The following is a 20,631-nucleotide window of genomic DNA, read 5'->3' as shown; positions in this document are numbered from 1 at the left end:
GTTTATAGTTAATATGCTATTTTTTAATGATTAGCTTATAGCCACAGGTAATTTAGAACCGCCGTGAATAGCGTTAGACGTTATCGATCCCAAGGTGGGCTATCCAGAGCGGTGCGCGACAACTATGCTTCACGCACATCTTAATGACTGATCTCTATGTGCGGCCCAAATGAAAATTGACGATATCGATGCCTTTGTCGAAGTGATTCGTTGCCAGTCCATCAGCCATGCCGCCGAGTCGTTGCAACTGACCCAGCCGGCTATTACCCGCCGTGTGCAGAACTTTGAGCAGGCGCTGGGGGTGGAGCTGTTCGACCGCAACACCAAACCCCTCAAGCCGACGCTGATCGGCACCCGCGTCTATGAACAATGCCGGCTGATCTTGCGTGAGATGGATGCCCTGCGCGAACTGGTGGCCACCGATGCACCGCCCACCGGCGTGTTACGCCTGGGCGTCCCGCAAACCATTGGCGATGTGGTGTTGCTGGATGCGCTCAAGCACCTGCGCACTGAATACGCCGACCTGCGCGCCCAGGTTGCCACCGGCTGGGGCAGCCAATTGGTCGGCAAGATCGAACGCGGCGAACTGGATGCGGCGGTGGCGTTGTTCCCGGCGGGCAAGATTTTCCCGGACAACGTTGTCGGCGAGTCCATCGGCAAGATGGAACTGGTAGTGGTCTGTGCCAAGGCGCAGCTGCCGAAGAAGCCTTGCAAGCTGGCGGACGTGTACCAGAACGGCTGGATCCTCAACCCGGATGGTTGCGGCTTCCGTGCCGGGTTGCAGCGCACCTTGTCGGACCAGGGCCTGGCGTTGCGGGTCAACCTGGAAACCTTCGGCACCGAGTTGCAACTGGGTCTGGTGGCGGATGGGCTGGGCCTTGGCCTGGTGCCACGTCCGTTGCTGGAACGCAGCGCTCAGCGCGAGCACCTGGCAGTGATGCCGCTCAAGGATTTCAAACCGGTGATGGATTTGTGGCTGATCTATCCGCACTTTCTCGGCAACCTGCAAGGGCCGGTGGATGCGTTCGGGCAATGGGTGGCGGCTTCTTTGCATAAGGTTCGGGAAGTGGCGTGATATGAAAAAAAATAATAATTAGCTTAGATTAAAATGTGATTTTTATTATTTTTTTGCTTCCCCTAGGCTGGCCTGACGTCCTTAAGGCCATCCAGGAAGTTTTGTCATGAGCAGCGTCACCTCGCTATCGAGTGTTTCCAATACTGTCCGCCAACGTGTTACGCCAGAGGAATGGGAGGTGCGTGTCAAACTGGCCGCCGCCTATCGCCTGGCGGCCCTGTACAAGTGGACCGACCATATCTATACCCATTTCTCGGCCCGTGTGCCGGGGCCCGATGAGCATTTCCTGATTAACGCCTTTGGGCTGTTGTTCGATGAAATCACTGCGTCCAACCTGGTTAAGGTCGATCTGGACGGCACTCTCGTCGATGACCCTACGGGCCTTGGCATCAACTACGCCGGTTATGTGATCCACAGTGCCATTCACGGCGCGCGCCACGATTTGCAAGCGGTGCTGCACACCCATACCCGCGACGGCATTGCCGTGTCGGCGCAGAAGGGCGGCTTGCTGCCGATCTCCCAGCACGCCATTGCGTTCTCAGGGCGCGTGGCCTACCACGGCTATGAAGGCGTGGCCCTGGACCTGGACGAGCGCGAGCGGCTGGTCGCGGATTTGGGCGACAAGAGCGTGATGATCCTGCGTAACCATGGCTTGTTGACGGCGGGTGTCAGCGTTGAGCACGCCTTTCAGCAACTGCAAGGCCTGGAGCGCGCGTGCAATATCCAGATTGCTGCGCAGGCGGCGGGGAATGCCGAGTTGGTTTTCCCGCCCGCAGAGGTGGTAGCCAAGGTCGAGCAGCAGGCCAAGGTGTTCAGCAATGGGGAAGGGCCGGGCGTGGCACGGCATTGGAATGCGCTGGTACGCCAGTTGGAGCGCACTGATACCGACTACAAGAACTGATCCTGATTGCGCAGCAAATCAAATGTGGGAGGGAGCAAGCCCCCTCCCACATTGTTCTTAAGCCACTTGCTGGGCCTGTTCCCTCTCTGCGACCAACTGGCGGGTGAGGGGAATCAACTTCTTGCCATAGTCGATCGCATCATTGAGCGGATCAAACCCGCGAATCAGGAAAGTGGTAATCCCCAGGTCGTAGTAATCCAACAGTGCCTCTGCAACTTGTTCTGCGGTGCCCACCAACGAAGTGGAGTTGCCCTGCGCCCCGAGCAACCCGGCGATCCCGGTCCACAAACGCTTATCCAGCCGCGACCCCTGTGCCGCCGCCGCCAGCAACCGCCGCGAGCCTTCATTCGGCGGTTCACGGCGCACAAAGCCATGCTGCTCGGCCAGTGCTGTGGCCTGCTGCAGAATCTGCTCGGCACGTTGCCACGCCAGTTCCTCGGTCTCGGCGAGGATCGGCCGTAGAGACAAACTGAAGCGAATCGTACGCCCATGCCTGGCGGCTTCGGCCCGCACCTGGCTCACCACGTCGCGCACCTGCTCATAGGTTTCACCCCACAGCGCATACACATCCGCATGCTTGCCGGCCACGGCAATCGCCGCCGCTGAAGAGCCGCCGAAATACAGCGGGATATGCGGCTGTTGTGGCGACTTCACCGTGGAGTGCGCGCCTTGCACTTGGTAGTACGTACCGGTGAAGTCGAAGGGATGCTCGCTGGTCCATTCCTGGCGCACCACGCTCAGGTACTCGTCGGTGCGCGCATAGCGTTCATCCTTGCCGATATGGCTGCCATCGGCACGCAGTTCGTTGTCATCGCCACCGGTGATGATGTGCACGGCGGTACGCCCTCCGTTGAACACATCCAGCGTGGCGAACTGGCGGGCAGCCAGGGTGGGCTGGGCAAAGCCCGGGCGGTGGGCGATAAGAAATTGCAGTCGGGTGGTGACGCTGGCCGCATGGGCCGCGATCAACGTGCTGTCCGGGCTGTTGGAATGGAATGCCACCAGGGCGCGGTCGAACCCCGCCGTTTCGTGGGCACGGGCGACGCTTTCAACGTAGTCCGGTTGCAGAGTCGGGCCGCTGCGCGGGTGGATTTCCGAGGCGTGATGGCCGCCGATATAGCCGATGAATTCGATGCTCATGGTCAGGTCCTTGTCGAGGTCGGTAAACAAGCCTCCACCGGGCAGGGGGTCGGTCCGTCGCATGAAAGTAGGGCTCACGGGCGAATCTGTAAAATGCCGATTGGTTCTAACCTAATTATAAAATTAAAGAATAATTATGATTGATTATTATAGAAGCTGTTTTTTGGCTTCGATCTCAAATGGAGAGCGTTTATAGATAAGGCCTCTAAAAAACTGTTCTCGGACGTGGCGCATTTCTAATGCCTCGCCTTGGCTCGACAGCGCCTGCAAATGAACTACCTTGAGTGACGAGCCCTCCCAATCGGTACTCAAGTATGCGCACGTTATGGACGCGATATCTGGCGTTGCTGGACAACGACCTGAGCACACAGATCTTCGACAACGTAAAGAACCTGCTGGTGTGCGCGCTGTTGTTCGCAGCGGGGACCAATACGCTGGTGGGGCAACAGGAGTTGTTTATCGGGGTGTTCGCCTCCAACGTCGCCGGTTGGGGGTTGATTATCCTGTCGACGCTGTTGATGTTGCTGAACGTCAGTGACGGCATTCGAAGGCTGGCCAAGTTGCGCTATCACCTGGCGCTACAACTGTTGTTGATCCTGGTGTACGTGGTGGTTGCCGAGCGGGTGGTAGAGATTGTGTGGGGCTTCCGCGCCCATTGACGTATCCTGCGCGCCTGGTTTTTCACTGATTCAAACAAAGATGACAGGACAAGATATGCAGGCGCTGCTCGAGTCGATTCTCGACGAAGTGCGCCCCCTGATCGGCCTCGGCAAAGTGGCCGACTACATCCCTGCGCTGGCCGACGTGCCCGCCGACCAACTGGGCATTGCGGTCTACGGCAACGATGGCACGGCTTACAGCGCCGGTGATGCCGACACACTGTTCTCGGTGCAGAGCATCTCCAAGGTCTTCAGCCTGGTGCAGGCCATCGATCACGGCGGCGAAAGCATCTGGGAACGCCTGGGCCATGAGCCCTCAGGGCAACCGTTCAACTCCATGGTGCAACTGGAATTCGAACGCGGCCGCCCGCGCAATCCGTTTATCAATGCCGGCGCTCTGGTGATCTGCGACATCAACCAATCGCGCTTTGCGGTGCCGATTTTGTCAATGCGCGACTTTGTACGGCGCCTGTCGGGCAACCCGCAGATCCTGGTCAATAGCGTGGTCGCCGAATCCGAAGCCCAGCACGGTGCGCGCAATGCGGCCATGGCCTACCTGATGAAATCCTTCGGCAACTTCCATAACGATGTGGACGCGGTGCTGCACAGCTACTTCAACTATTGCGCGCTGCAGATGAGCTGCCTGGACTTGGCCCGGGCCTTCAGTTTCTTGGCCAATGAAGGCGTGAGTGCCCACAGTGGCGAGCAGATTTTGACAGCGCGCCAGACCAAGCAGGTCAACTCGATCATGGCCACCAGCGGGCTGTATGACGAGGCGGGCAATTTTGCCTATCGCGTTGGGTTGCCGGGCAAGAGCGGGGTAGGCGGGGGGATCGTCGCGGTGGTACCGGGGCAGTTTACGGTGTGCGTGTGGTCGCCGGAGTTGAACGCGGCAGGGAACTCGCTGGCGGGGATGAAGGCGTTGGAATTGTTGAGTGAGCGGATTGGGTGGTCGGTGTTCTAGGGGCGAGTGGAACGCTGATCAACAGGCGCTATAAAAACACAATGTGGGAGGGGGCTTGCTCCCGATAGCCGTGTGTCAGATATAAATTAATTGACTGACGCACCGCTATCGGGAGCAAGCCCCCTCCCACATTTGCATCTTCAGTGTTCTGGGGAGTGGTGTACGGCCTGGCTTTATGCGGCGGGGCAGGCTTCACCAAGACTTTGTCTACCAGCAACTGCGCGCCTTCAGCATCCGGCAGATGCCCTGCGTTCATCCAGGCTGCCTGCGTCATCCTTGACGATCTTCGCGAGCAAACTCGCTCCTGCAGGAATCTAGCGACGTGGCTTTTTGAGGCGCGGCACAATCATGCCCACCTCACGCCTGTAGCGTCGATACCGCTCACCAAACAGCTGCACCAGATCCCTTTCTTCGAAACGGGCACCCACGAACAAATAAACCGACATCCCCAGCGCAAACAACAGATGGCCTGCCGTCATATGCGGGGTTGCCCAGAAAGCGATCAAAAATCCCAGGTACATCGGGTGACGCACGACACGGTAGAACAGCGGCGTTTTAAATATCGCCGCCTTTTGTGGGGTGTTTCGCCAATGATCAACGGCCTGTTTTAACCCGAACAGCTCGAAGTGACTGATCAGGAAGGTTGCCAGCAACACCATGCCCCAGCCCAGCCAGAACACACCTGACAACAGTGCCTTGGCCCAAGCCGCTTCAACCTCCCAGACGGTGTATGGAATGGGTTGCCACAGCCAGAACATCAACCCAAGCACCAGGCTGCTGAGCAGCACATAGGTGGAACGTTCAGCCACGGGGGGAATGAGTGTGGTCATTGTGTTCTTGAAGCTTCTACGTGCCATGAGGCTATGCTGGGCACCGAACAGAATCATCAGCAGGCCGTTACTCAGCGCTGCGAGCTGCCAGTTGACAGGTTGCCCATCGTTAATGGCTTTGGGCACCAGCACGCTACCAGTGAAGCCTATAAGGTATAAAAACGCGGTCAGGAAAATCAGATAGCAGGCAATGCTGTAGAGCAGCCAGGCCAGATGTACCGTGAGGTCGTTGGTTTGTTTTTGCGGACTCATGACGATTCCTTTCGCACATGGTGAGGGGATAAGTGAGTCAGACTAGTGGAATTTGTGCGGCCCTTAACCTGTGAGAATTGACAGTTGCTTAGATGGATTGGCGATTATCTTGCGTGGATTGTGGTGTGCTTGCCCAAACAAAAAATGCGCCCCTGGGGGCGCATTTTTTGTCAGTCAGCAATCACCTATTCAGGCAATCGCATCCCAAGCCCGATCACCGTTCTCGTCCTTGATCCGAGTCGGTAAGCCCATCACGTCCAGCGCTTTCAGGAACGGCTCAGCCGGCAGTTCCTCGACGTTGGCCATGTGCTTCACATCCCATTCACCACGCGCAACCAGCAGCGCTGCGGCTACCGGTGGTACGCCTGCGGTGTAGGAGATGCCCTGGCTGTCGGTCTCGGCAAAGGCTTCTTCATGGCAGGCCACGTTGTAGATGAACATCTCGCGTGGTTGGCCGCCTTTGGTGCCTTTGACCAGGTCGCCGATGCATGTCTTGCCGGTGTAGCCCGGGGCAAGCGATGACGGGTCGGGCAGCACGGCCTTGACCACTTTCAACGGCACCACTTCCAGGCCTTCGGCGGTCTTGACCGGTTTTTCCGAGAGCAGGCCGAGGTTTTTCAGCACGGTGAACACGTTGATGTAGTGCTCGCCAAAGCTCATCCAGAACCGCACGTTGGGCACGTCGAGGTTTTTCGACAGCGAGTGCACTTCATCGTGGCCGGTGAGGTAGAGGTTTTGCGAGCCGACTACCGGCAGGTCGTCGGTACGTTTGACTTCGAACATGGTGTTGCTGGTCCACTGGCTGTTCTGCCAGCTCCACACCTGCCCGGTGAATTCGCGGAAGTTGATTTCCGGATCGAAATTGGTGGCGAAGTATTTGCCATGGGAGCCGGCATTGACGTCGAGAATGTCGATCGAATCAATGCGGTCGAAATGCTGTTGCTGCGCCAGCGCGGCGTACGCGTTGACGACACCCGGGTCGAAGCCCACGCCAAGGATGGCGGTGATGTTCTTCTGTTTGCATTCTTCCAGGTGATTCCATTCGTAGTTGCCGTACCACGGCGGGGTCTCGCAGACCTTGCCCGGCTCTTCGTGGATGGCGGTGTCGAGGTAGGCAACGCCCGTGTCGATGCAGGCACGCAGCACCGACATGTTGAGGAACGCGGAACCTACGTTGATGACGATCTGCGACTCGGTCTCGCGGATCAGGGCCTTGGTCGCTTGCACGTCCAGGGCGTTCAGCGCAAAGGCCTGGATATCGGCGGGTACCTTGAGGCTACCCTTGGCCTTGACGCTGTCGATGATGGCCTGGCATTTGGAGATGTTGCGCGACGCGATAGCAATACGACCGAGTTCGTCGTTGTGCTGCGCGCACTTGTGGGCCACCACCTTGGCGACACCTCCTGCACCAATGATAAGAACGTTCTTTTTCAATTGCTTTATTTCTCCTATATCCGCCAGCTTAGGAAAGGCTGGACAGGTAGTCGTCGTAACCAAATTCACGAACCACCTCGACTGTACCGTCGAGTTGTTTCACTACGATGGACGGCATTTTCAGGCCGTTGAACCAATTTTTCTTGACCATGGTGTAGCCCGCGGTGTCGATGAACGACAGCCGATCGCCGATGGCCAGCGGACGATCAAATTGATACTCGCCGAAGATGTCCCCGGCCAGGCAGGATTTGCCGCACACCATGTAGGTATGTTCGCCCTCGCTCGGCGCCAGCTTGGCGTTGAGGCGATAGATCAGCAGGTCCAGCAGGTGGGCTTCGATGGAGCTGTCTACCACGGCGAGGTTCTTGCCGTTGTAGAGGGTGTCGAGCACGGTGACTTCCAGGGAGGCGCTATTAGTGATCGCTGCTTCGCCGGGTTCCAGGTACACCTGCACGCCGTACTTCTCGGAAAACGCCTTCAAGCGCGCGCAGAACGCGTCCAGCGCATAGCCTTCACCGGTGAAATGGATGCCGCCGCCGAGGCTGACCCATTTGACCTTGTGCAGCAGCTCACCGAAGCGTTCCTCGATGGTGCCGAGCATCTTGTCGAACAGGCTGAAGTCGCCGTTCTCGCAGTTGTTGTGGAACATGAAGCCGGAGATCTGATCGATCACGGCATCGATCTTCACCGGGTCCCACTCGCCCAGGCGGCTGAACGGGCGCGCAGGGTCGGCCAGCAGGTAATCGGAGCTGCTCACCTGCGGGTTTACGCGCAGGCCACGGGTCTTGCCTTCGCTGCGCTCGGCAAAGCGCTGCAGCTGGCTGATGGAGTTGAAGATGATCTTGTCGCAGTTCTCGAGCATCTCTTCGATTTCATCGTCGGCCCAGGCCACGCTGTAGGCGTGCGCTTCACCTTCGAACTTCTGGCGACCGAGCTTCAACTCGTACAGCGACGACGAGGTGGTGCCGTCCATGTATTGCTGCATCAAGTCGAACACCGACCAAGTGGCAAAACACTTGAGCGCCAGCAGAGCCTTGGCGCCGGACTGCTCGCGCACGTAGGCAATCTTCTGCATGTTGACCAGAAGCTTCTGTTTATCGATGAGGTAGTACGGCGTTTTGATCATTTTTGAGAGCCTGCGGCGGTGCCTGCCAAAAAAGGACACGCATTGTGCCCGCACTTGGGGCAGATCGAAAGGTTAGCGGGCGGAAATTGCGCGCTTGCGTTTAAGCATACGGAACGAGTGTGACCGTTCGTTAGGATGACGGTAATAACTGCCAGTGCGGTTATGGGCAATGCGCAGTCGTACGAACATGAATGGATCTTGTGATGATCTAGAATTAAATGAGTTTGTCTCACTATTGCCGACTGCCGACAATGAGCGCCATAAACATCGACATTGGAGCTTTACGTCATGGCAGTCGCTCATTCCCTCGGATTTCCGCGCATTGGACGCGATCGTGAACTGAAAAAAGCGCAGGAAGCGTTCTGGAAGGGCGAGCTCGACGAAGCCGGCCTGCGCGCCGTTGGCCGTGACCTGCGCAAGACCCATTGGGCGCTGCAAAAACAGGCTGGTATTGAACTGCTGCCCGCTGGTGATTTCGCCTGGTACGACCAGGTGCTGACTCACTCGCTGATGTTTGGCGTGATCCCCGAGCGTTTCCGCCCGGCCGATGGCCACGCCACGTTGCACACCTTGTTCGCCATGGCTCGCGGCGTCAGTGACAACTGCTGCGGCGGTGCTCACGCCCAGGAGATGACCAAGTGGTTTGATACCAACTATCACTATTTGGTGCCGGAGTTCAGCGCCGATCAGCAGTTCCACCTGGGTTGGGATCAACTGTTCGAAGAGGTCAAGGAAGCCCGTGACCTGGGCCACACCGTCAAGCCTGTCGTCATTGGCCCACTGACCTACCTGTGGCTGGGCAAGGCCAAGGGCGACGCTTTTGACAAGCTTGATCTGCTTGAGCGCTTGCTGCCGCTGTACGGGCAGATCTTCCAGCGCCTGGCGGACCTGGGCGTTGAGTGGGTGCAGATTGATGAGCCGATCCTGGTGCTCGACTTGCCGCAGGACTGGAAGAACGCGTTTGAGCGTGCCTATAACCTGATCCAGCGGGACCCGCTGAAAAAACTGGTGGCTACCTACTTCGGTGGCCTGGAAGAAAATCTCGGCCTGGCGGCCAACTTGCCGGTGGATGGTCTGCACATCGATCTGGTGAGAGCACCGGAACAGTACCCGACCATCCTGGATCGCTTACCGGCCTATAAGGTGTTGTCCCTGGGCGTGGTCAATGGCCGCAACGTGTGGCGTTGCGACCTGGAAAAGGCCCTGGCCACGTTGCAGCATGCCCATGAGAAGCTCGGCGATCGCCTGTGGGTCGCGGCGTCCTGCTCGTTACTGCACAGCCCGGTCGACCTGGGCCGTGAAGACAAGTTGGATCCCGAGTTGAAAAGCTGGCTGGCCTTTGCCGTGCAAAAGTGCGAAGAAGTGGCGCTGCTGGCCCAGGCTGTCGACCAGCCCGAGGCACCCGCTGTACTTGCCGCCCTGGCTGAAAACCGTGCCGTACAGGCTGCTCGCCAGGCATCGACACGGATCCACAAGCCTGCCGTACAAGCCCGCGTTGCCGCTATCACCGAGCAGGACAGCCAGCGCCAGTCGCCATTTGCCCAGCGTATCGAGAAGCAGCGCGTCGGCCTGAACCTGCCACTGTTGCCGACCACCACCATCGGTTCGTTCCCGCAGACCGCGTCGATCCGCCTGGCGCGCCAGTCGTACAAGGCTGGCAAGTTGAGCGAAGCCGAATACGTCGAAGCCATGCACAGCGAGATCAAGCACGCTGTCCAGGTGCAGGAAAACCTCGGCCTGGATGTGCTGGTGCACGGTGAGGCCGAGCGTAACGACATGGTCGAGTACTTCGCCGAACAACTGGATGGCTACGCGTTCACTCGTTTCGGCTGGGTGCAGAGCTACGGTTCTCGTTGCGTGAAGCCGGCAGTGATCTTCGGTGACCTGAGCCGCCCGAAAGCCATGACCGTGGAGTGGATCCGCTACGCCCAGGGGCTGACCGACAAGGTATTGAAGGGCATGTTGACCGGCCCGGTAACGATGCTGATGTGGTCGTTCCCGCGGGAAGATGTGAGCCGCGAAGTGCAGGCCCGGCAACTGGCCCTGGCGATTCGTGACGAAGTGGTGGACCTGGAAGCCGCCGGCATCAAGATCGTGCAGATTGACGAAGCCGCGTTCCGCGAAGGGTTGCCGTTACGCCAGGCGCAGTGGCAACACTACCTGGACTGGGCTACTGAAGTGTTCCGCCTGTGCGCCTGCGGTGTGCGCGATGAAACCCAGATCCACACTCACATGTGCTACAGCGAGTTCAACGATGTGATCGAGTCGATCGCGGCGATGGATGCCGACGTGATTACCATCGAAACGTCGCGTTCGGACATGGAGTTGCTTGATGCCTTTGAAGCCTTTGACTACCCGAACGACATCGGCCCCGGTGTGTATGACATCCACTCGCCACGGGTGCCGGATGTATCGCAGATGGCTAACTTGCTGCGCAAGGCCGCCAAGCGGATTCCGGCAGAGCGTTTGTGGGTCAACCCCGATTGCGGCTTGAAGACCCGCGGTTGGCCGGAGACGGAGGCGGCGCTCATTCACATGGTCACCGCCGCCCGCCAACTGCGCGCCGAATTGGCCTGATATTGTCTGCAAGTGTGGGAGGGGGCTTGCTCCCGATGGCGGCGTGACAGCCGACACAGTTATACCGAGTACATATCCATTCCTGCGGTAACGGCTGATATTGGTTCCGCTTTTACAGCGGCTCACTTTTGAAAAGCGCAAAAGCAAAAACGCTCTTGCCCCACCACTCGGCACCTCGCTTAGGCTCGGTGTGCCCGTAATCCGACACTGATTTGGGGGGGCGCCTAAGATCAAGATCAAAAGCAGATCAAGAGCGGCTCGCTTCGCATCGTGGTTACGGTCGGCAGCTACAAAGTTGTGTAGATACCTATGCCCCGATAGCGGTAGTTCAGCCAAGGAATTGGATACTGATCCACCGCTATCGGGAGCAAGCCTCCTCCCACATTTTGAGCCGCGTCAGGTCAGAGGTACTTGAGCCAGGCGATATCGCGCCGGCGCGCTTTGAGCCCGGCAAACCAACGTACCGGCGGGTATAGCACCAGCGGCAACACCAAAGCTGTCAGCCACACCGCACCGATGCTGTCGAAGCCGAAATAGTTGCCGTGGTTGAGCCCAAGCCACGCCACACAGGCGACATACAGCACCTTCAACACATACAGATGCAGTAGATAAAAGAACATCGGCGCTGCGCCAAACACCGCCAGCACGCCAATCCAGCGCTTATGCCCAGCGCGTTCGAATGCCAGCAACAGCAACAACCCAACCCCCAACGTCAACGCCAGGAACAACAGCGACGGCGGGTACTTGGTGATGTTGAAGAAGCTCATCAGGGTCTGCACGCCATTGTCATACACGTACCAAGGCTGCTCGCCGTAGCCATTGACTGCCCGCAGCAGCACAAAACCCATTAATGCCGCCACGCCCGCGATCAGCAAATGACGCTGACGCACAGCCGGTAATGCGGTAGCGGCAAACCATGGCCCGAATCCATAACCCAGGGTGATCACACCGATCCACGGCAGCACCGGATAAGTCACGCGCAGACGCAGGTTTTCCGACGCCTCGATCCAGCTGCGCTCATGCAGGATTGACCAGCCACTCTGCAACGCCGAATCCTGGGCAAAGTGCACTCCGTCGAGCAGGTTATGCCCGGCGATGATCATCAGCGCCAAGCTGATCAGCAGCGGGCGCGGCAACCACACCAGTGCTGCGAGGGCGATCATGCTCACGCCGATGGCCCAGATCACTTGCATATAGATCACACTGGGCGGCAACTGGAAGGTCCACGCGAAGTTGACCAAGGTGAATTCCAGCACCACCAGAAACAGCCCACGTTTGAACAAAAAGGCCGACACATCGCGTCGCCCCTGATACTTCTGGCCGTACAGCCACGCCGACAATCCAGTGAGCAACACAAATACCGGCGCGCAGAGATGGGCGAGGGTGCGGCTGACAAACAGCGCAGGCTCGGTGCTGTCGATGCTCATGGGGTCGCTGACCTGGCGATGCAACAGGAAGGTTTCACGCACGTGGTCCAGTAGCATGAACAGGATCACCAGGCCGCGCAGGGCGTCGATGGACTGCAGGCGTTGGCGTAAGGTAGTAGCGTCAGTCATAAGTGGGAATCACAAGCGGGCAAATAATTGACGTTATCCTATAACATTTATTGAGGCACATGATGATCAGCATGAAGACGCAATCAGCCGAGGCCGTGATCGAATTCTGGAAACAGGCGGGACCCAAGCGTTGGTTCGCCAAGGACGATGGCTTCGATACAGCCTTTCGCGACACCTTCCACGCCACCCATATGCAAGCCGCGCGGCGCGAGCTGGACGGTTGGCTGGCCACGGCCGACGGCGCACTGGCGTTATTGATCCTGCTGGACCAATACCCGCGCAACGCCTTTCGCGGCACTGCGCATATGTTCGCCACCGACCCGCTGGCGCGTCTGTATGCGCAGCAGATGGTGGACGCCGGATTGGATCAACAGATCGATCCCCAGTTACGCGCGTTTTGTTATTTACCGTTTGAGCATTCGGAAGACCCGCAAGACCAGCAGCGCTCGTTGGTGCTTAACCAGCAGTTGGACGCCAGCACCTATCACTGGGCCAGGGAACATGCCGATATTATCCAGCGGTTTGGGCGCTTTCCCCATCGCAATGCGGTGTTGGGCAGGGTCACCACCGAGCAGGAGCACCTGTTCCTCAAAGCGGGTGGTTTCGCTGGTTGATGCTATTCCCATCAGGAATGCCCCCATAAAAACCCTGCATTGTCCTTATCGACCTGAATCTCGTAGCGTGGCGTTTCATCTTCGGAGATAGCCCATGAGCCAACCCCCGCTGCGCCTCTACGTTGATTCGCTGTTCACCAGCCCCTACGCCATGTCGGTGTTCGTTGCCCTGCGGGAAAAAGGCCTGACGTTCGACACGGTCCCCCTGGACCTGGATGCTGGGCAAAACCAGTCGGCAGATTACGCCCAGCGCTCCCTGACCCAACGGGTACCGACTCTGGAGCACGGTGATTTTACGCTGTCGGAATCTTCGGCAATCACTGAGTACCTGGACCAGGCGTACCCCCAGATCAGCGTTTACCCGGCTGATCTGCAGCAGCGGGCGAGGGCGCGGCAGGTTCAGGCATGGTTGCGCAGCGACTTGCTGCCGATTCGCCAGGAACGCTCGACGCTGGTGGTGTTCTGCGGGCAGAAGATGCCGCCTCTATCGCCGGTGGCTCAGGCTGCTGCGCGTAAGTTGATCGGCGCGGCGCAGGTTCTCCTGGCAGGCAACCCTGAGCATTTGTTTGGCGAGTGGTCGATCGTCGATGTAGACCTGGCGGTGATGCTCAATCGCCTGATCCTCAACGGCGACCCCGTGCCGGCCGAGCTGGTGATGTACGCGCAACGCCAGTGGCAACGGCCGTCAGTGCGGGAGTGGGTCAACCTGCGACGGCCTGTGCTCTAGCTGCCACTCTTCCTCGACACGTCGGTCCAGGTCCTCCCAGTGGGCCATGCCCAGCACCCGCATGGTGTTCAAGCCCCGCAGGTAACCACGCAGTTGCTGGGCGCTGGCCGAGCGTTGTTTGGCGTCGGCACTTGGGTCCAGCAACACTTCTTCATACTCGACCAGGTAATCGGCGACCCGCTCGCGAAATTCCGGCAGTACGGCATCGCGGATACGGTCGAAGGTTTTCTGGTAGGGCTTCATGGCGGGGTCCTTATAGGTTTTATGGGCTGCCTGACACTATCGGTTCAAATGATAGTCACCATCAAGGATCACAAGTTCTGTTTTTTCGCCAAGCGCGCAGAATCTGCTCATCCAGACGCAGCTCAAGGAAATGCGCGATGAGGACGATTATCCAGCTTACTTTAATGGCCCTGATGTTGGGCACCACCCTCATGACCACCCCGGCGATTGCCGATGAGCTGCGTACAGGCCATTTGCTGCCGCTGGCCGCTAGCGTAGAATCCTTGCAACGCACCCAGAGGGTAGGGGTGTTGTTCAGCGAAAATACCCGCGACAACCTCATCTACCTTGAGCGCTACCATGCCATGGCACTTAACGGCGCCAAGGATGCTCTGGATGGGCGGATTCGCCAGGCGTTCGTCAACAGCTCCGATCCCGAGCTGGCCATCGACTGGTTGATGAACTCGCTGCAGGGCGCTTTTTTCTCGGTGACGGTCTACAGCAGCCTGGATGACATGGTGCAGGCGCATCCGGATGTGGTGGTGGTGCTCGATACCCATAACCAATTGCTGACCCAGCGTAACGACCGGGTCGAGGCACGCTTTGCAGCACGCTTCTATGACGCGAACCTGCAATACATCGCCAAGGCCGAAGGTTCGGTGGACAGGCAAGTGCCGTCAGTGTGGGTGCACGGCAAGGCGGCGCCGGAGATTGCCGCGCTGATCGAGCAGCAGCGCGATGTACAGCAAGATGCCCTGAAGCAGTTCGATGTGTCGCTCAAGGCCCTGGTTCGCGCAGGTTGATTCGCGAGTGGATGTGAACCCTATTGGTTATTTTCAGGAATCTGTATGCGCTCTTTTTTCGCTCCGGCCCTGGCTTTTGCAGCCTCGTTGCTGACCGGTTGTATCACGGCTCCCAATGCCCCATCGCTGACCCTGCAAACCGACAAGACCCCAGAAGGCTATGTGCAATGCGTATTGCCCAAGCTGGAAAAACACGGCATCACCTCGACCGTGACGCAGAATTCGCGTCACGCCAAGGTGCTGTTGACCAGCAAGATTGCTGCTGATGATGTGCTGGAAGCCTATAAGTCCCAGGACGGCACCAAGGTGTTCCTGTATGAGCGCAAACCGCTGGCCTCGGCGATCAAACCGTCGCGGCTTGAGCAGGCGGCCCAGGACTGCAAGTAAGCCCGCTCTGAAAGGTAATGCATTTCAAAATGTGGGAGGGGGCTTGCTCCCGATGGCGGTGCGTCAGCTACAGGTGAGCTGACTGACACACTGCTATCGGGAGCAAGCCCCCTCCCACATTTGGACCAACACTCGGATCAGGGTTTGGCTTCGTTGCTGAAACTGCTCACGGTCTTGATCAGCCCCAGCGCCGCCAACGCCACCAACTCACCGCCTTTCTCCACCGTCGCCAGCGCCGGGTCCGAACCCATGCGGCCATCGGGGAAGCGCGCGCGAAAGTCCAGCGCCTCGCGGATCGGCCCGGTGTTGGCAATTTGCGGTGAGTAATCGGCAGACTTGATCGACTGCGGGTAAGCCCACTGCGTCACCGCAATCTCCGACGGCGTGGCGTGGCTGCCGTGGCCGACCGGGAATTGGCGCTGGGCCAGGTCGGTGACGCCTTCCAGGTCCCACCAGTTCACCAGCTTCAGCGCAAACCCGGCCGGGCGGCGGGCGAAGCTGGCTTCGGCGTACAGTTCGGAAAACGCCGCTTCGATCGTGGCGATATTGCCGCCGTGGCCGTTCAGGAACAGGATTTTCTCGAAGCCATGCCCGGCCAGCGAACGCACCCAATCGCCAATCGCGGCGATAAAGGTGGAAGGGCGCAGCGAGATGGTGCCGGGAAACCCCAGGTGGTGCTGGGCCATGCCGATATTGAAAGTAGGGCCGATCAGAATGTCGGCGTTTTTTTGCGCCTCATGGGCGATGATCTCCGGGCACATCCAGTCGGTGCCCAGCAGGCCCGTGGGGCCGTGTTGTTCGTTGGAGCCGATGGGGATCACGACCGTGCGGCTGCGTTCCAGGAACTGCCCGATTTCGATCCAGGTGCTGGTGTGTAGAAGCATGCGAGGCTCTCTTTTATCTGTGGGGACAGGCTATCCGCCACGGATTGTACGACTACTCGCTACTTGTTGGGGCTTGCAATTGAGGTACGTCGAGGACTTCAACCAGCGCTGGTCGGGGTACCAGGAAAACATGAACTGCCCATCCTTGAGCTTGTCTACCACTTGACGGGCGACCTGCGGGCGTACTGCCGGGCAGCCCTGGCTGCGGCCGATGCGGCCTTCGCGCTTGCTCCACAACGGGCTGACGTAGTCGGCGGCATGGATCACGATGGCGCGGTCGCGCGCCAGGTCATTGAAGCCGGGCTCCAGGCCATCCATGCGCAGCGAGTAGCCATGAGCGCCGAGGTAGCTTTCCTGGGTGCGGAACAAGCCCAGGCTGGATTGATGGCTGCCTTCGAGATTGGAGAACTGGGTGGCGAAGTTTTCCCCGGACTTGGCGCCATGCGCCACCAGGTCACGCAGCAGCAGGGTCTGTTTGCGCAAATCGAAGATCCACAGCCGACGGGCGGTCGAGGGCTGGGAGTAGTCAATAACCGCTAGGCGATCGGAACGTTCTTCGCCGTTATTGACAGCGCACTGCACCGCGCTCAGGGCGCTTTTGAGTACAGTGGGATTGAGTTCTGGAGCCGAGCGCGCCAGGCTGCTATACAAGGAAGGTGGGGTGCCAGTGGCCGCGAGCGCAAAATTGCTCAGTAAAGCCAGGCCCCCGGTGATCAAGCCGAGGTGGCGCATAAAAGTCAGCATCTACAGTCGATTCCCCCGCTGTGGAGTGGAGCTAAGTCAATTGTTCAAAAAACACGCATGTTACTTGAGCATTTGCCTGCTCGTTGCACCATTGGTCGCGACAGCCGATGCGCTGGCGCCTGAGCCGCTACCTGTGACCACGCCTGCGCCCGTCGACCTGGCGCCGGTACAGCAGGCGCTGGCGCAACTGCCCAGCGTCTGCCCCCACCTGGTCTCGCGGGTCGATGCCACCGCCCAAGTGCGCCTGCAAGCCTTTTACCAGCAGCAAGGCAATGCACCGTTATGGTCGGCCGACGAGTCCCGGCAAGCCTTGCAAACCCAGTTACTGATGCTGGCCGACGACGGCCTGGACCCCACCCACTATAGCTTGCCTGCGGTAGATGCCACGGCCAACGTGCTGTGCAGCGATATCGCGACCAGCCAGCAATACCTGCAAGCCCTGCACGATTTGCATTACGGGCGCCTGCTGCAATCGCGCTATGAACCGCTCTGGCATTCGCAACCGCCTGCGACGGACCCGAACACCGTAGTATTGGCATTTGCCGCCACTGGCTTGCAGGACATGGCCAAAGCGTTTGACCAGGCACGCCCAAGTGCAGACTTGTACCGCAGCCTGCGCAACGTCTATTCCAGCCTGCGCCAGCAGCCTTTACCGCACTGGGACGTGGTGGGTAGTGGCCCGTTGTTACGCCCCGGCATGGAAGACCCGCGTGTGCCGGAGTTGGCGCGACGCCTGCACAGTGGCGGCTATCTGGCCAAGTTGCCCAACGGCAAGCAATATCAGGGCGACCTGGTCAAGGCGGCGAAGGCGTTCCAGCTCAGCCACTCGTTGCAAGCCGATGGCGTGATCGGCGCCGGCACCGTGGCCGAACTCAATATCAGCCCGGCGGTACGCCGCGAGCAACTGCGCATCAACCTGGAGCGTTTCCGCTGGCTGGCCCAGGACCTTGAGCCTGAAGGCGTAGTGGTCAATGTGGCCGCCGCGCAATTGAGCGTGTACCAGAGCGGCATCCCTGTGTGGCAAACCCGCTTGCAAGTGGGCCGCGCCGAACGCCAGACACCGCTGCTCAAGTCGCGCATCACGCGGCTGACCCTCAACCCCACCTGGACCATCCCGCCGACCATCATGCGCGAGGACAAGCTCCCGGCTATCCGCCTCAACCCCGAGTACCTGCGCCAGCAAAACCTGCAAGTACTCGACGCCGAAGGTCATCCGCTGACCCCCGAGCAGGTCGATTGGGCGCGCCCTGGTAATATCCTGCTGCGCCAACAGGCTGGCCCGCGCAACCCGCTGGGCAAGATCGTGATGCGCTTCCCCAACCCGTTCTCGGTGTACCTGCACGACACACCCAGCCAGCCGCTGTTTACCAAGGGGCCAAGGGCGTTCAGTTCGGGGTGTGTGAGGGTCGAGCAACCGCTGCTGCTGCGTGACCTGCTGGTGACCCCGGCCGAACGCACCCGTACCGATGAACTGTTGGCCACCGGCTTGACCCATGAATTCAGGCTGGCCACCCCGGTGCCGGTGCTGTTGGGGTATTGGACGGTGGAAGTGGATCGCCAGGGGAGCCTGGTCTATGCGCCGGATATCTATGCGCTTGATCCGGTGTTGATCAAAGCCATGGGAAGTGTGCTCTAGGCACAATGTGGCAGGGGTCTTCATGACCCCATCTGACCTATTCAGGTATCAACTGCTGGCGACATTCCAGCACCAGTCGGGCGCCGCCCAGCTCACTGGTACCGACGTCGAGCTTGAAGCCATGCAGGTTGATGATCGCTGCCACAATCGACAGCCCCAGACCAAAGCCACCTTGCTGATCGTTTTCATCCACCCGATAAAAGCGCTGGAACACCGACGCGCGTTCAGCCGCCGGAATTCCGGGCCCCGAGTCGAGCACTTCAATGCGCGTACTGCCCATATCATTGACCGCTCGCAGGATGACCTTGCCATTGGGCGGAGTGAACTTGATCGAATTGCTCAACAGGTTGGCCAAGGCTTCAAACAACAGGGCGCGGTCGCCCGTTACCCACGGCAGTGATTCGGGAGCCTGCAATACCAACTCCATTTCACCTTCCTCCGCCAGGGGCAGATAAAAGTCATGCAATTCGCGCAGCAACGGCAGCGGGTCCAGCACCAGGAAGCCTGACCTGCGCTGGTGATCTTCCAGTTCGGAAATGCGCAGCAGCCCGCGAAAGCGCGCCATCAGCGTGTCGGTTTCGGCAATGGCGTCATCGAGTTTCACTGCGTGGGCGGAGTCTTCCTCGGCTTGCTGCTTGATGCGGTAAAGCTGTGCGCGCAGGCGGGTGAGGGGGGTTCGCAGGTCATGGGCGATGGCGTCGCACACGCCCTTGACCTCGTTCATCAGTTTCTCGATGCGTTCGAGCATGGCGTTGACGATGGCCGCGAGCATGTCCAGTTCGTCGCGCCGATTGGACAGCGGCAAGCGGTGCGTCAGGTCGCCGGCGACGATGGCTTCGGCGCTGGCCTGGATCCCGCGGATGCGCCGCAACGGACGCCGGCGCAGCAGGTGCCAGCCCGCAGCGCCGGGGATGATGGTCAACGACAGCGCCCACAGCAGGGCATGCCAGATGATCCGCGTCACACCGAACAACGACCCGTTGGCGCGCACCAGCACAAGCCAGCGCCCGTCGTCGGTGTGGGTGGCCACGGCATCGCAGCTGTCCTTGGGCAGCTTGGGGTCATCGGATTCGACGCAATTGGCCAGGGTGTGGATCTTGCCATCCAGGGGCAGGTCCGCCGGTACCGTGCGGATTGGCCCGCTCAAGGGCCGAAACTGCTCATCGAACAAGCCATAAGCATCCACGCCCTTCATGTCGAAGGTCATGCTGGTGGTCAGCGCTTCCACCAGGGCTTCGCCGTCGAAGCGCTGGAACAAGTGCTGGCGTTGCAGAAGAGAATGGCGCGAGAGGTCGCTGAGGTAGCCCGACACCTCGTAATACAGCACCCCCATGAGGATGCAACTCCACGCCACGAACAACGAGCTGTACAGCGCCAGCAGGCGGCTGCTGGAAGAGCGCCAGCCCTTAGAGGGGTTCAGCAATGACATACCCGGAACCTCGTACCGTGCGGATCAGCGGCGTGAGGCCCGGGGGATCGATTTTCTTGCGCAGGCGACCGATGTGCACATCGATCAGGTTGGTGCCCGGGTCAAAGTGATAACCCCAGACTTCCTCGAAAATCATCATCCGCGACAGGATCTGCCCGGTGTTGCGCATCAGGAATTCCAGCAGTTTGTATTCGGTGGGCAACAGGGTCAGCGGCTGCTCGGCCCGGCTGGCTTCGCGGCTGATCAGGTTCAATTCCAGATCCGCCACGCGCAGGGCGGTTTCGAACTCCTTGACCGTGCTTTTGCGCCGCAGCAGCACTTCGACACGGGCGGCCATTTCGTCGGAGGCGAACGGCTTGGTCAGATAGTCATCACCGCCGGCACGCAGGCCACGTACACGCTCGTCGACATCGGAGAGGGCGCTGATCATCAGGATCGGCGTCGATACGCCAATCGTGCGCAAGGTGGTAACGATGGCCAGGCCATCCAGTTCGGGCAACATGCGGTCGAGGGTGATCAGGTCGTAATCGCCGCTTACGGCGCGGACCAGGCCCTCGCGGCCGTTGTCTACCCAGTCTACGTCCAGTCCATGGCTACTCAGCTCGGCGACGATCTCGCGGGCCGTTACGGCGTCATCCTCGATGGTCAAAATGCGGGTCATAGGATTACCT

At 59.4% G+C, this 20,631-nt stretch carries 20 protein-coding genes; 10 read left to right on the top strand and 10 right to left on the bottom strand.

Annotation, left to right across the window (positions count from 1 at the left end):
* Window positions 1–169: 169 nt before the first annotated feature.
* Together TK42_RS13240 and TK42_RS13235 are read left to right on the top strand one after the other, a co-directional pair.
* Entirely contained in the window at window positions 170–1,075 is a 906-nt protein-coding gene (locus TK42_RS13240; RefSeq protein ID WP_032876242.1) for a LysR family transcriptional regulator, read from the top strand.
* Window positions 1,076–1,181: 106 nt separating this feature from the next.
* Window positions 1,182–1,976 (top strand): class II aldolase/adducin family protein, encoded by a 795-nt coding sequence (locus TK42_RS13235; protein ID WP_005787679.1) that lies wholly within the window; start codon window positions 1,182–1,184, stop codon window positions 1,974–1,976.
* A gap of 57 nt (window positions 1,977–2,033) precedes the next feature.
* Here TK42_RS13235 and TK42_RS13230 read toward each other — a convergent pair whose 3' ends face one another.
* Window positions 2,034–3,116, bottom strand: coding sequence for an LLM class flavin-dependent oxidoreductase (locus TK42_RS13230; RefSeq protein WP_103734418.1), 1,083 nt, complete (start codon window positions 3,114–3,116; stop codon window positions 2,034–2,036).
* 314 nt (window positions 3,117–3,430) lie between these two features.
* On the opposite strand from TK42_RS13230, the gene TK42_RS13225 reads away from it, so the two are divergent.
* Both TK42_RS13225 and glsB read left to right on the top strand, forming a co-directional pair.
* Window positions 3,431–3,775, top strand: a complete 345-nt coding sequence (locus tag TK42_RS13225) for a hypothetical protein (protein WP_032876239.1) — start codon at window positions 3,431–3,433, stop codon at window positions 3,773–3,775.
* Between the two features lie 55 nt (window positions 3,776–3,830).
* Window positions 3,831–4,739, top strand: a complete 909-nt coding sequence (glsB, locus tag TK42_RS13220) for a glutaminase B (protein ID WP_103734397.1) — start codon at window positions 3,831–3,833, stop codon at window positions 4,737–4,739.
* Window positions 4,740–5,053: 314 nt separating this feature from the next.
* On the opposite strand, the gene mddA is transcribed toward glsB, so the two are convergent.
* From mddA to TK42_RS13200, 3 genes are all read right to left on the bottom strand, one after another.
* Window positions 5,054–5,821 carry a methanethiol S-methyltransferase gene (gene mddA / locus TK42_RS13210; RefSeq protein WP_103734396.1) on the bottom strand — a complete coding sequence of 256 codons (768 nt, stop codon included), beginning with the start codon at window positions 5,819–5,821 and terminating at the stop codon, window positions 5,054–5,056.
* Window positions 5,822–6,010: 189 nt separating this feature from the next.
* Entirely contained in the window at window positions 6,011–7,255 is a 1,245-nt protein-coding gene (locus TK42_RS13205) for a saccharopine dehydrogenase family protein (RefSeq protein ID WP_103734395.1), read from the bottom strand.
* A 28-nt stretch (window positions 7,256–7,283) separates the two neighbouring features.
* On the bottom strand, window positions 7,284–8,381 hold the full coding sequence (locus TK42_RS13200) for a carboxynorspermidine decarboxylase (protein ID WP_103734394.1): 1,098 nt from the start codon (window positions 8,379–8,381) through the stop codon (window positions 7,284–7,286).
* A 288-nt stretch (window positions 8,382–8,669) separates the two neighbouring features.
* Between TK42_RS13200 and metE the strand changes: the two genes are divergently transcribed.
* Complete coding sequence (metE, locus tag TK42_RS13195; RefSeq protein ID WP_103734393.1) at window positions 8,670–10,958, top strand: 5-methyltetrahydropteroyltriglutamate--homocysteine S-methyltransferase; 2,289 nt, start codon at window positions 8,670–8,672, stop codon at window positions 10,956–10,958.
* A gap of 401 nt (window positions 10,959–11,359) precedes the next feature.
* Here the strand turns inward: metE and TK42_RS13190 are convergent, their stop codons facing one another.
* The gene (locus TK42_RS13190) at window positions 11,360–12,514 is read right to left on the bottom strand and encodes a DUF1624 domain-containing protein (protein WP_103734392.1); all 1,155 of its coding nucleotides are present in this window, start codon (window positions 12,512–12,514) and stop codon (window positions 11,360–11,362) included.
* Between the two features lie 71 nt (window positions 12,515–12,585).
* Between TK42_RS13190 and TK42_RS13185 the strand changes: the two genes are divergently transcribed.
* Entirely contained in the window at window positions 12,586–13,128 is a 543-nt protein-coding gene (locus tag TK42_RS13185) for a DUF924 family protein (protein ID WP_032880980.1), read from the top strand.
* Between the two features lie 94 nt (window positions 13,129–13,222).
* Window positions 13,223–13,855 (top strand): glutathione transferase, encoded by a 633-nt coding sequence (yfcF, locus tag TK42_RS13180; RefSeq protein WP_103734391.1) that lies wholly within the window; start codon window positions 13,223–13,225, stop codon window positions 13,853–13,855.
* Here yfcF and TK42_RS13175 read toward each other — a convergent pair.
* Window positions 13,814–14,098 (bottom strand): hypothetical protein, encoded by a 285-nt coding sequence (locus TK42_RS13175; RefSeq protein WP_032876218.1) that lies wholly within the window; start codon window positions 14,096–14,098, stop codon window positions 13,814–13,816. The two genes, yfcF and TK42_RS13175, sit on opposite strands and share 42 nt — an antisense overlap.
* 137 nt (window positions 14,099–14,235) lie before the next feature.
* Between TK42_RS13175 and TK42_RS13170 the strand changes: the two genes are divergently transcribed.
* Window positions 14,236–14,880, top strand: coding sequence for an ATPase (locus TK42_RS13170; protein WP_103734390.1), 645 nt, complete (start codon window positions 14,236–14,238; stop codon window positions 14,878–14,880).
* A 45-nt stretch (window positions 14,881–14,925) separates the two neighbouring features.
* The gene (locus tag TK42_RS13165) at window positions 14,926–15,267 is read left to right on the top strand and encodes a hypothetical protein (RefSeq protein WP_032876214.1); all 342 of its coding nucleotides are present in this window, start codon (window positions 14,926–14,928) and stop codon (window positions 15,265–15,267) included.
* A gap of 137 nt (window positions 15,268–15,404) precedes the next feature.
* Here the strand turns inward: TK42_RS13165 and TK42_RS13160 are convergent, their stop codons facing one another.
* Together TK42_RS13160 and TK42_RS13155 are read right to left on the bottom strand one after the other, a co-directional pair.
* Window positions 15,405–16,151, bottom strand: coding sequence for a creatininase family protein (locus TK42_RS13160; protein WP_032876212.1), 747 nt, complete (start codon window positions 16,149–16,151; stop codon window positions 15,405–15,407).
* Window positions 16,152–16,181: 30 nt separating this feature from the next.
* Window positions 16,182–16,895, bottom strand: a complete 714-nt coding sequence (locus tag TK42_RS13155; protein WP_032876209.1) for a murein L,D-transpeptidase catalytic domain family protein — start codon at window positions 16,893–16,895, stop codon at window positions 16,182–16,184.
* Between the two features lie 40 nt (window positions 16,896–16,935).
* On the opposite strand from TK42_RS13155, the gene TK42_RS13150 reads away from it, so the two are divergent.
* Entirely contained in the window at window positions 16,936–18,531 is a 1,596-nt protein-coding gene (locus tag TK42_RS13150) for a murein L,D-transpeptidase (RefSeq protein ID WP_103734389.1), read from the top strand.
* Between the two features lie 37 nt (window positions 18,532–18,568).
* Here TK42_RS13150 and TK42_RS13145 read toward each other — a convergent pair whose 3' ends face one another.
* Entirely contained in the window at window positions 18,569–19,960 is a 1,392-nt protein-coding gene (locus TK42_RS13145; RefSeq protein WP_032876203.1) for a HAMP domain-containing sensor histidine kinase, read from the bottom strand.
* Window positions 19,938–20,621, bottom strand: coding sequence for a response regulator transcription factor (locus TK42_RS13140; RefSeq protein ID WP_005787712.1), 684 nt, complete (start codon window positions 20,619–20,621; stop codon window positions 19,938–19,940). The genes TK42_RS13145 and TK42_RS13140 overlap by 23 nt, the downstream gene beginning before the upstream one ends.
* Window positions 20,622–20,631: the final 10 nt, after the last annotated feature.

Origin of the sequence: Pseudomonas sp. GZJR-8, assembly GCF_002916705.1 — a bacterium.
In the GTDB taxonomy this organism is placed as follows: Bacteria; Pseudomonadota; Gammaproteobacteria; order Pseudomonadales; family Pseudomonadaceae; genus Aquipseudomonas; species Aquipseudomonas synxantha_A.
The sequence above is the reverse complement of the archived record's forward strand: the minus strand, read 5'-3'. Positions and strand labels throughout refer to the sequence as shown.

Excerpts from the sequence above, each read along its gene's own strand:
- TK42_RS13240 (WP_032876242.1), top strand. The coding sequence starts at position 170 with ATGAAAATTGACGATATCGATGCCTTTGTCGAAGTGATTCGTTGCCAG.
- TK42_RS13235 (WP_005787679.1), top strand. The coding sequence starts at position 1,182 with ATGAGCAGCGTCACCTCGCTATCGAGTGTTTCCAATACTGTCCGCCAA.
- TK42_RS13230 (WP_103734418.1), bottom strand. The coding sequence starts at position 3,116 with ATGAGCATCGAATTCATCGGCTATATCGGCGGCCATCACGCCTCGGAA.
- TK42_RS13225 (WP_032876239.1), top strand. The coding sequence starts at position 3,431 with ATGCGCACGTTATGGACGCGATATCTGGCGTTGCTGGACAACGACCTG.
- glsB (WP_103734397.1), top strand. The coding sequence starts at position 3,831 with ATGCAGGCGCTGCTCGAGTCGATTCTCGACGAAGTGCGCCCCCTGATC.
- mddA (WP_103734396.1), bottom strand. The coding sequence starts at position 5,821 with ATGAGTCCGCAAAAACAAACCAACGACCTCACGGTACATCTGGCCTGG.
- TK42_RS13200 (WP_103734394.1), bottom strand. The coding sequence starts at position 8,381 with ATGATCAAAACGCCGTACTACCTCATCGATAAACAGAAGCTTCTGGTC.
- metE (WP_103734393.1), top strand. The coding sequence starts at position 8,670 with ATGGCAGTCGCTCATTCCCTCGGATTTCCGCGCATTGGACGCGATCGT.
- TK42_RS13190 (WP_103734392.1), bottom strand. The coding sequence starts at position 12,514 with ATGACTGACGCTACTACCTTACGCCAACGCCTGCAGTCCATCGACGCC.
- TK42_RS13185 (WP_032880980.1), top strand. The coding sequence starts at position 12,586 with ATGAAGACGCAATCAGCCGAGGCCGTGATCGAATTCTGGAAACAGGCG.
- yfcF (WP_103734391.1), top strand. The coding sequence starts at position 13,223 with ATGAGCCAACCCCCGCTGCGCCTCTACGTTGATTCGCTGTTCACCAGC.
- TK42_RS13175 (WP_032876218.1), bottom strand. The coding sequence starts at position 14,098 with ATGAAGCCCTACCAGAAAACCTTCGACCGTATCCGCGATGCCGTACTG.
- TK42_RS13170 (WP_103734390.1), top strand. The coding sequence starts at position 14,236 with ATGAGGACGATTATCCAGCTTACTTTAATGGCCCTGATGTTGGGCACC.
- TK42_RS13165 (WP_032876214.1), top strand. The coding sequence starts at position 14,926 with ATGCGCTCTTTTTTCGCTCCGGCCCTGGCTTTTGCAGCCTCGTTGCTG.
- TK42_RS13160 (WP_032876212.1), bottom strand. The coding sequence starts at position 16,151 with ATGCTTCTACACACCAGCACCTGGATCGAAATCGGGCAGTTCCTGGAA.
- TK42_RS13155 (WP_032876209.1), bottom strand. The coding sequence starts at position 16,895 with ATGCTGACTTTTATGCGCCACCTCGGCTTGATCACCGGGGGCCTGGCT.
- TK42_RS13145 (WP_032876203.1), bottom strand. The coding sequence starts at position 19,960 with ATGTCATTGCTGAACCCCTCTAAGGGCTGGCGCTCTTCCAGCAGCCGC.
- TK42_RS13140 (WP_005787712.1), bottom strand. The coding sequence starts at position 20,621 with ATGACCCGCATTTTGACCATCGAGGATGACGCCGTAACGGCCCGCGAG.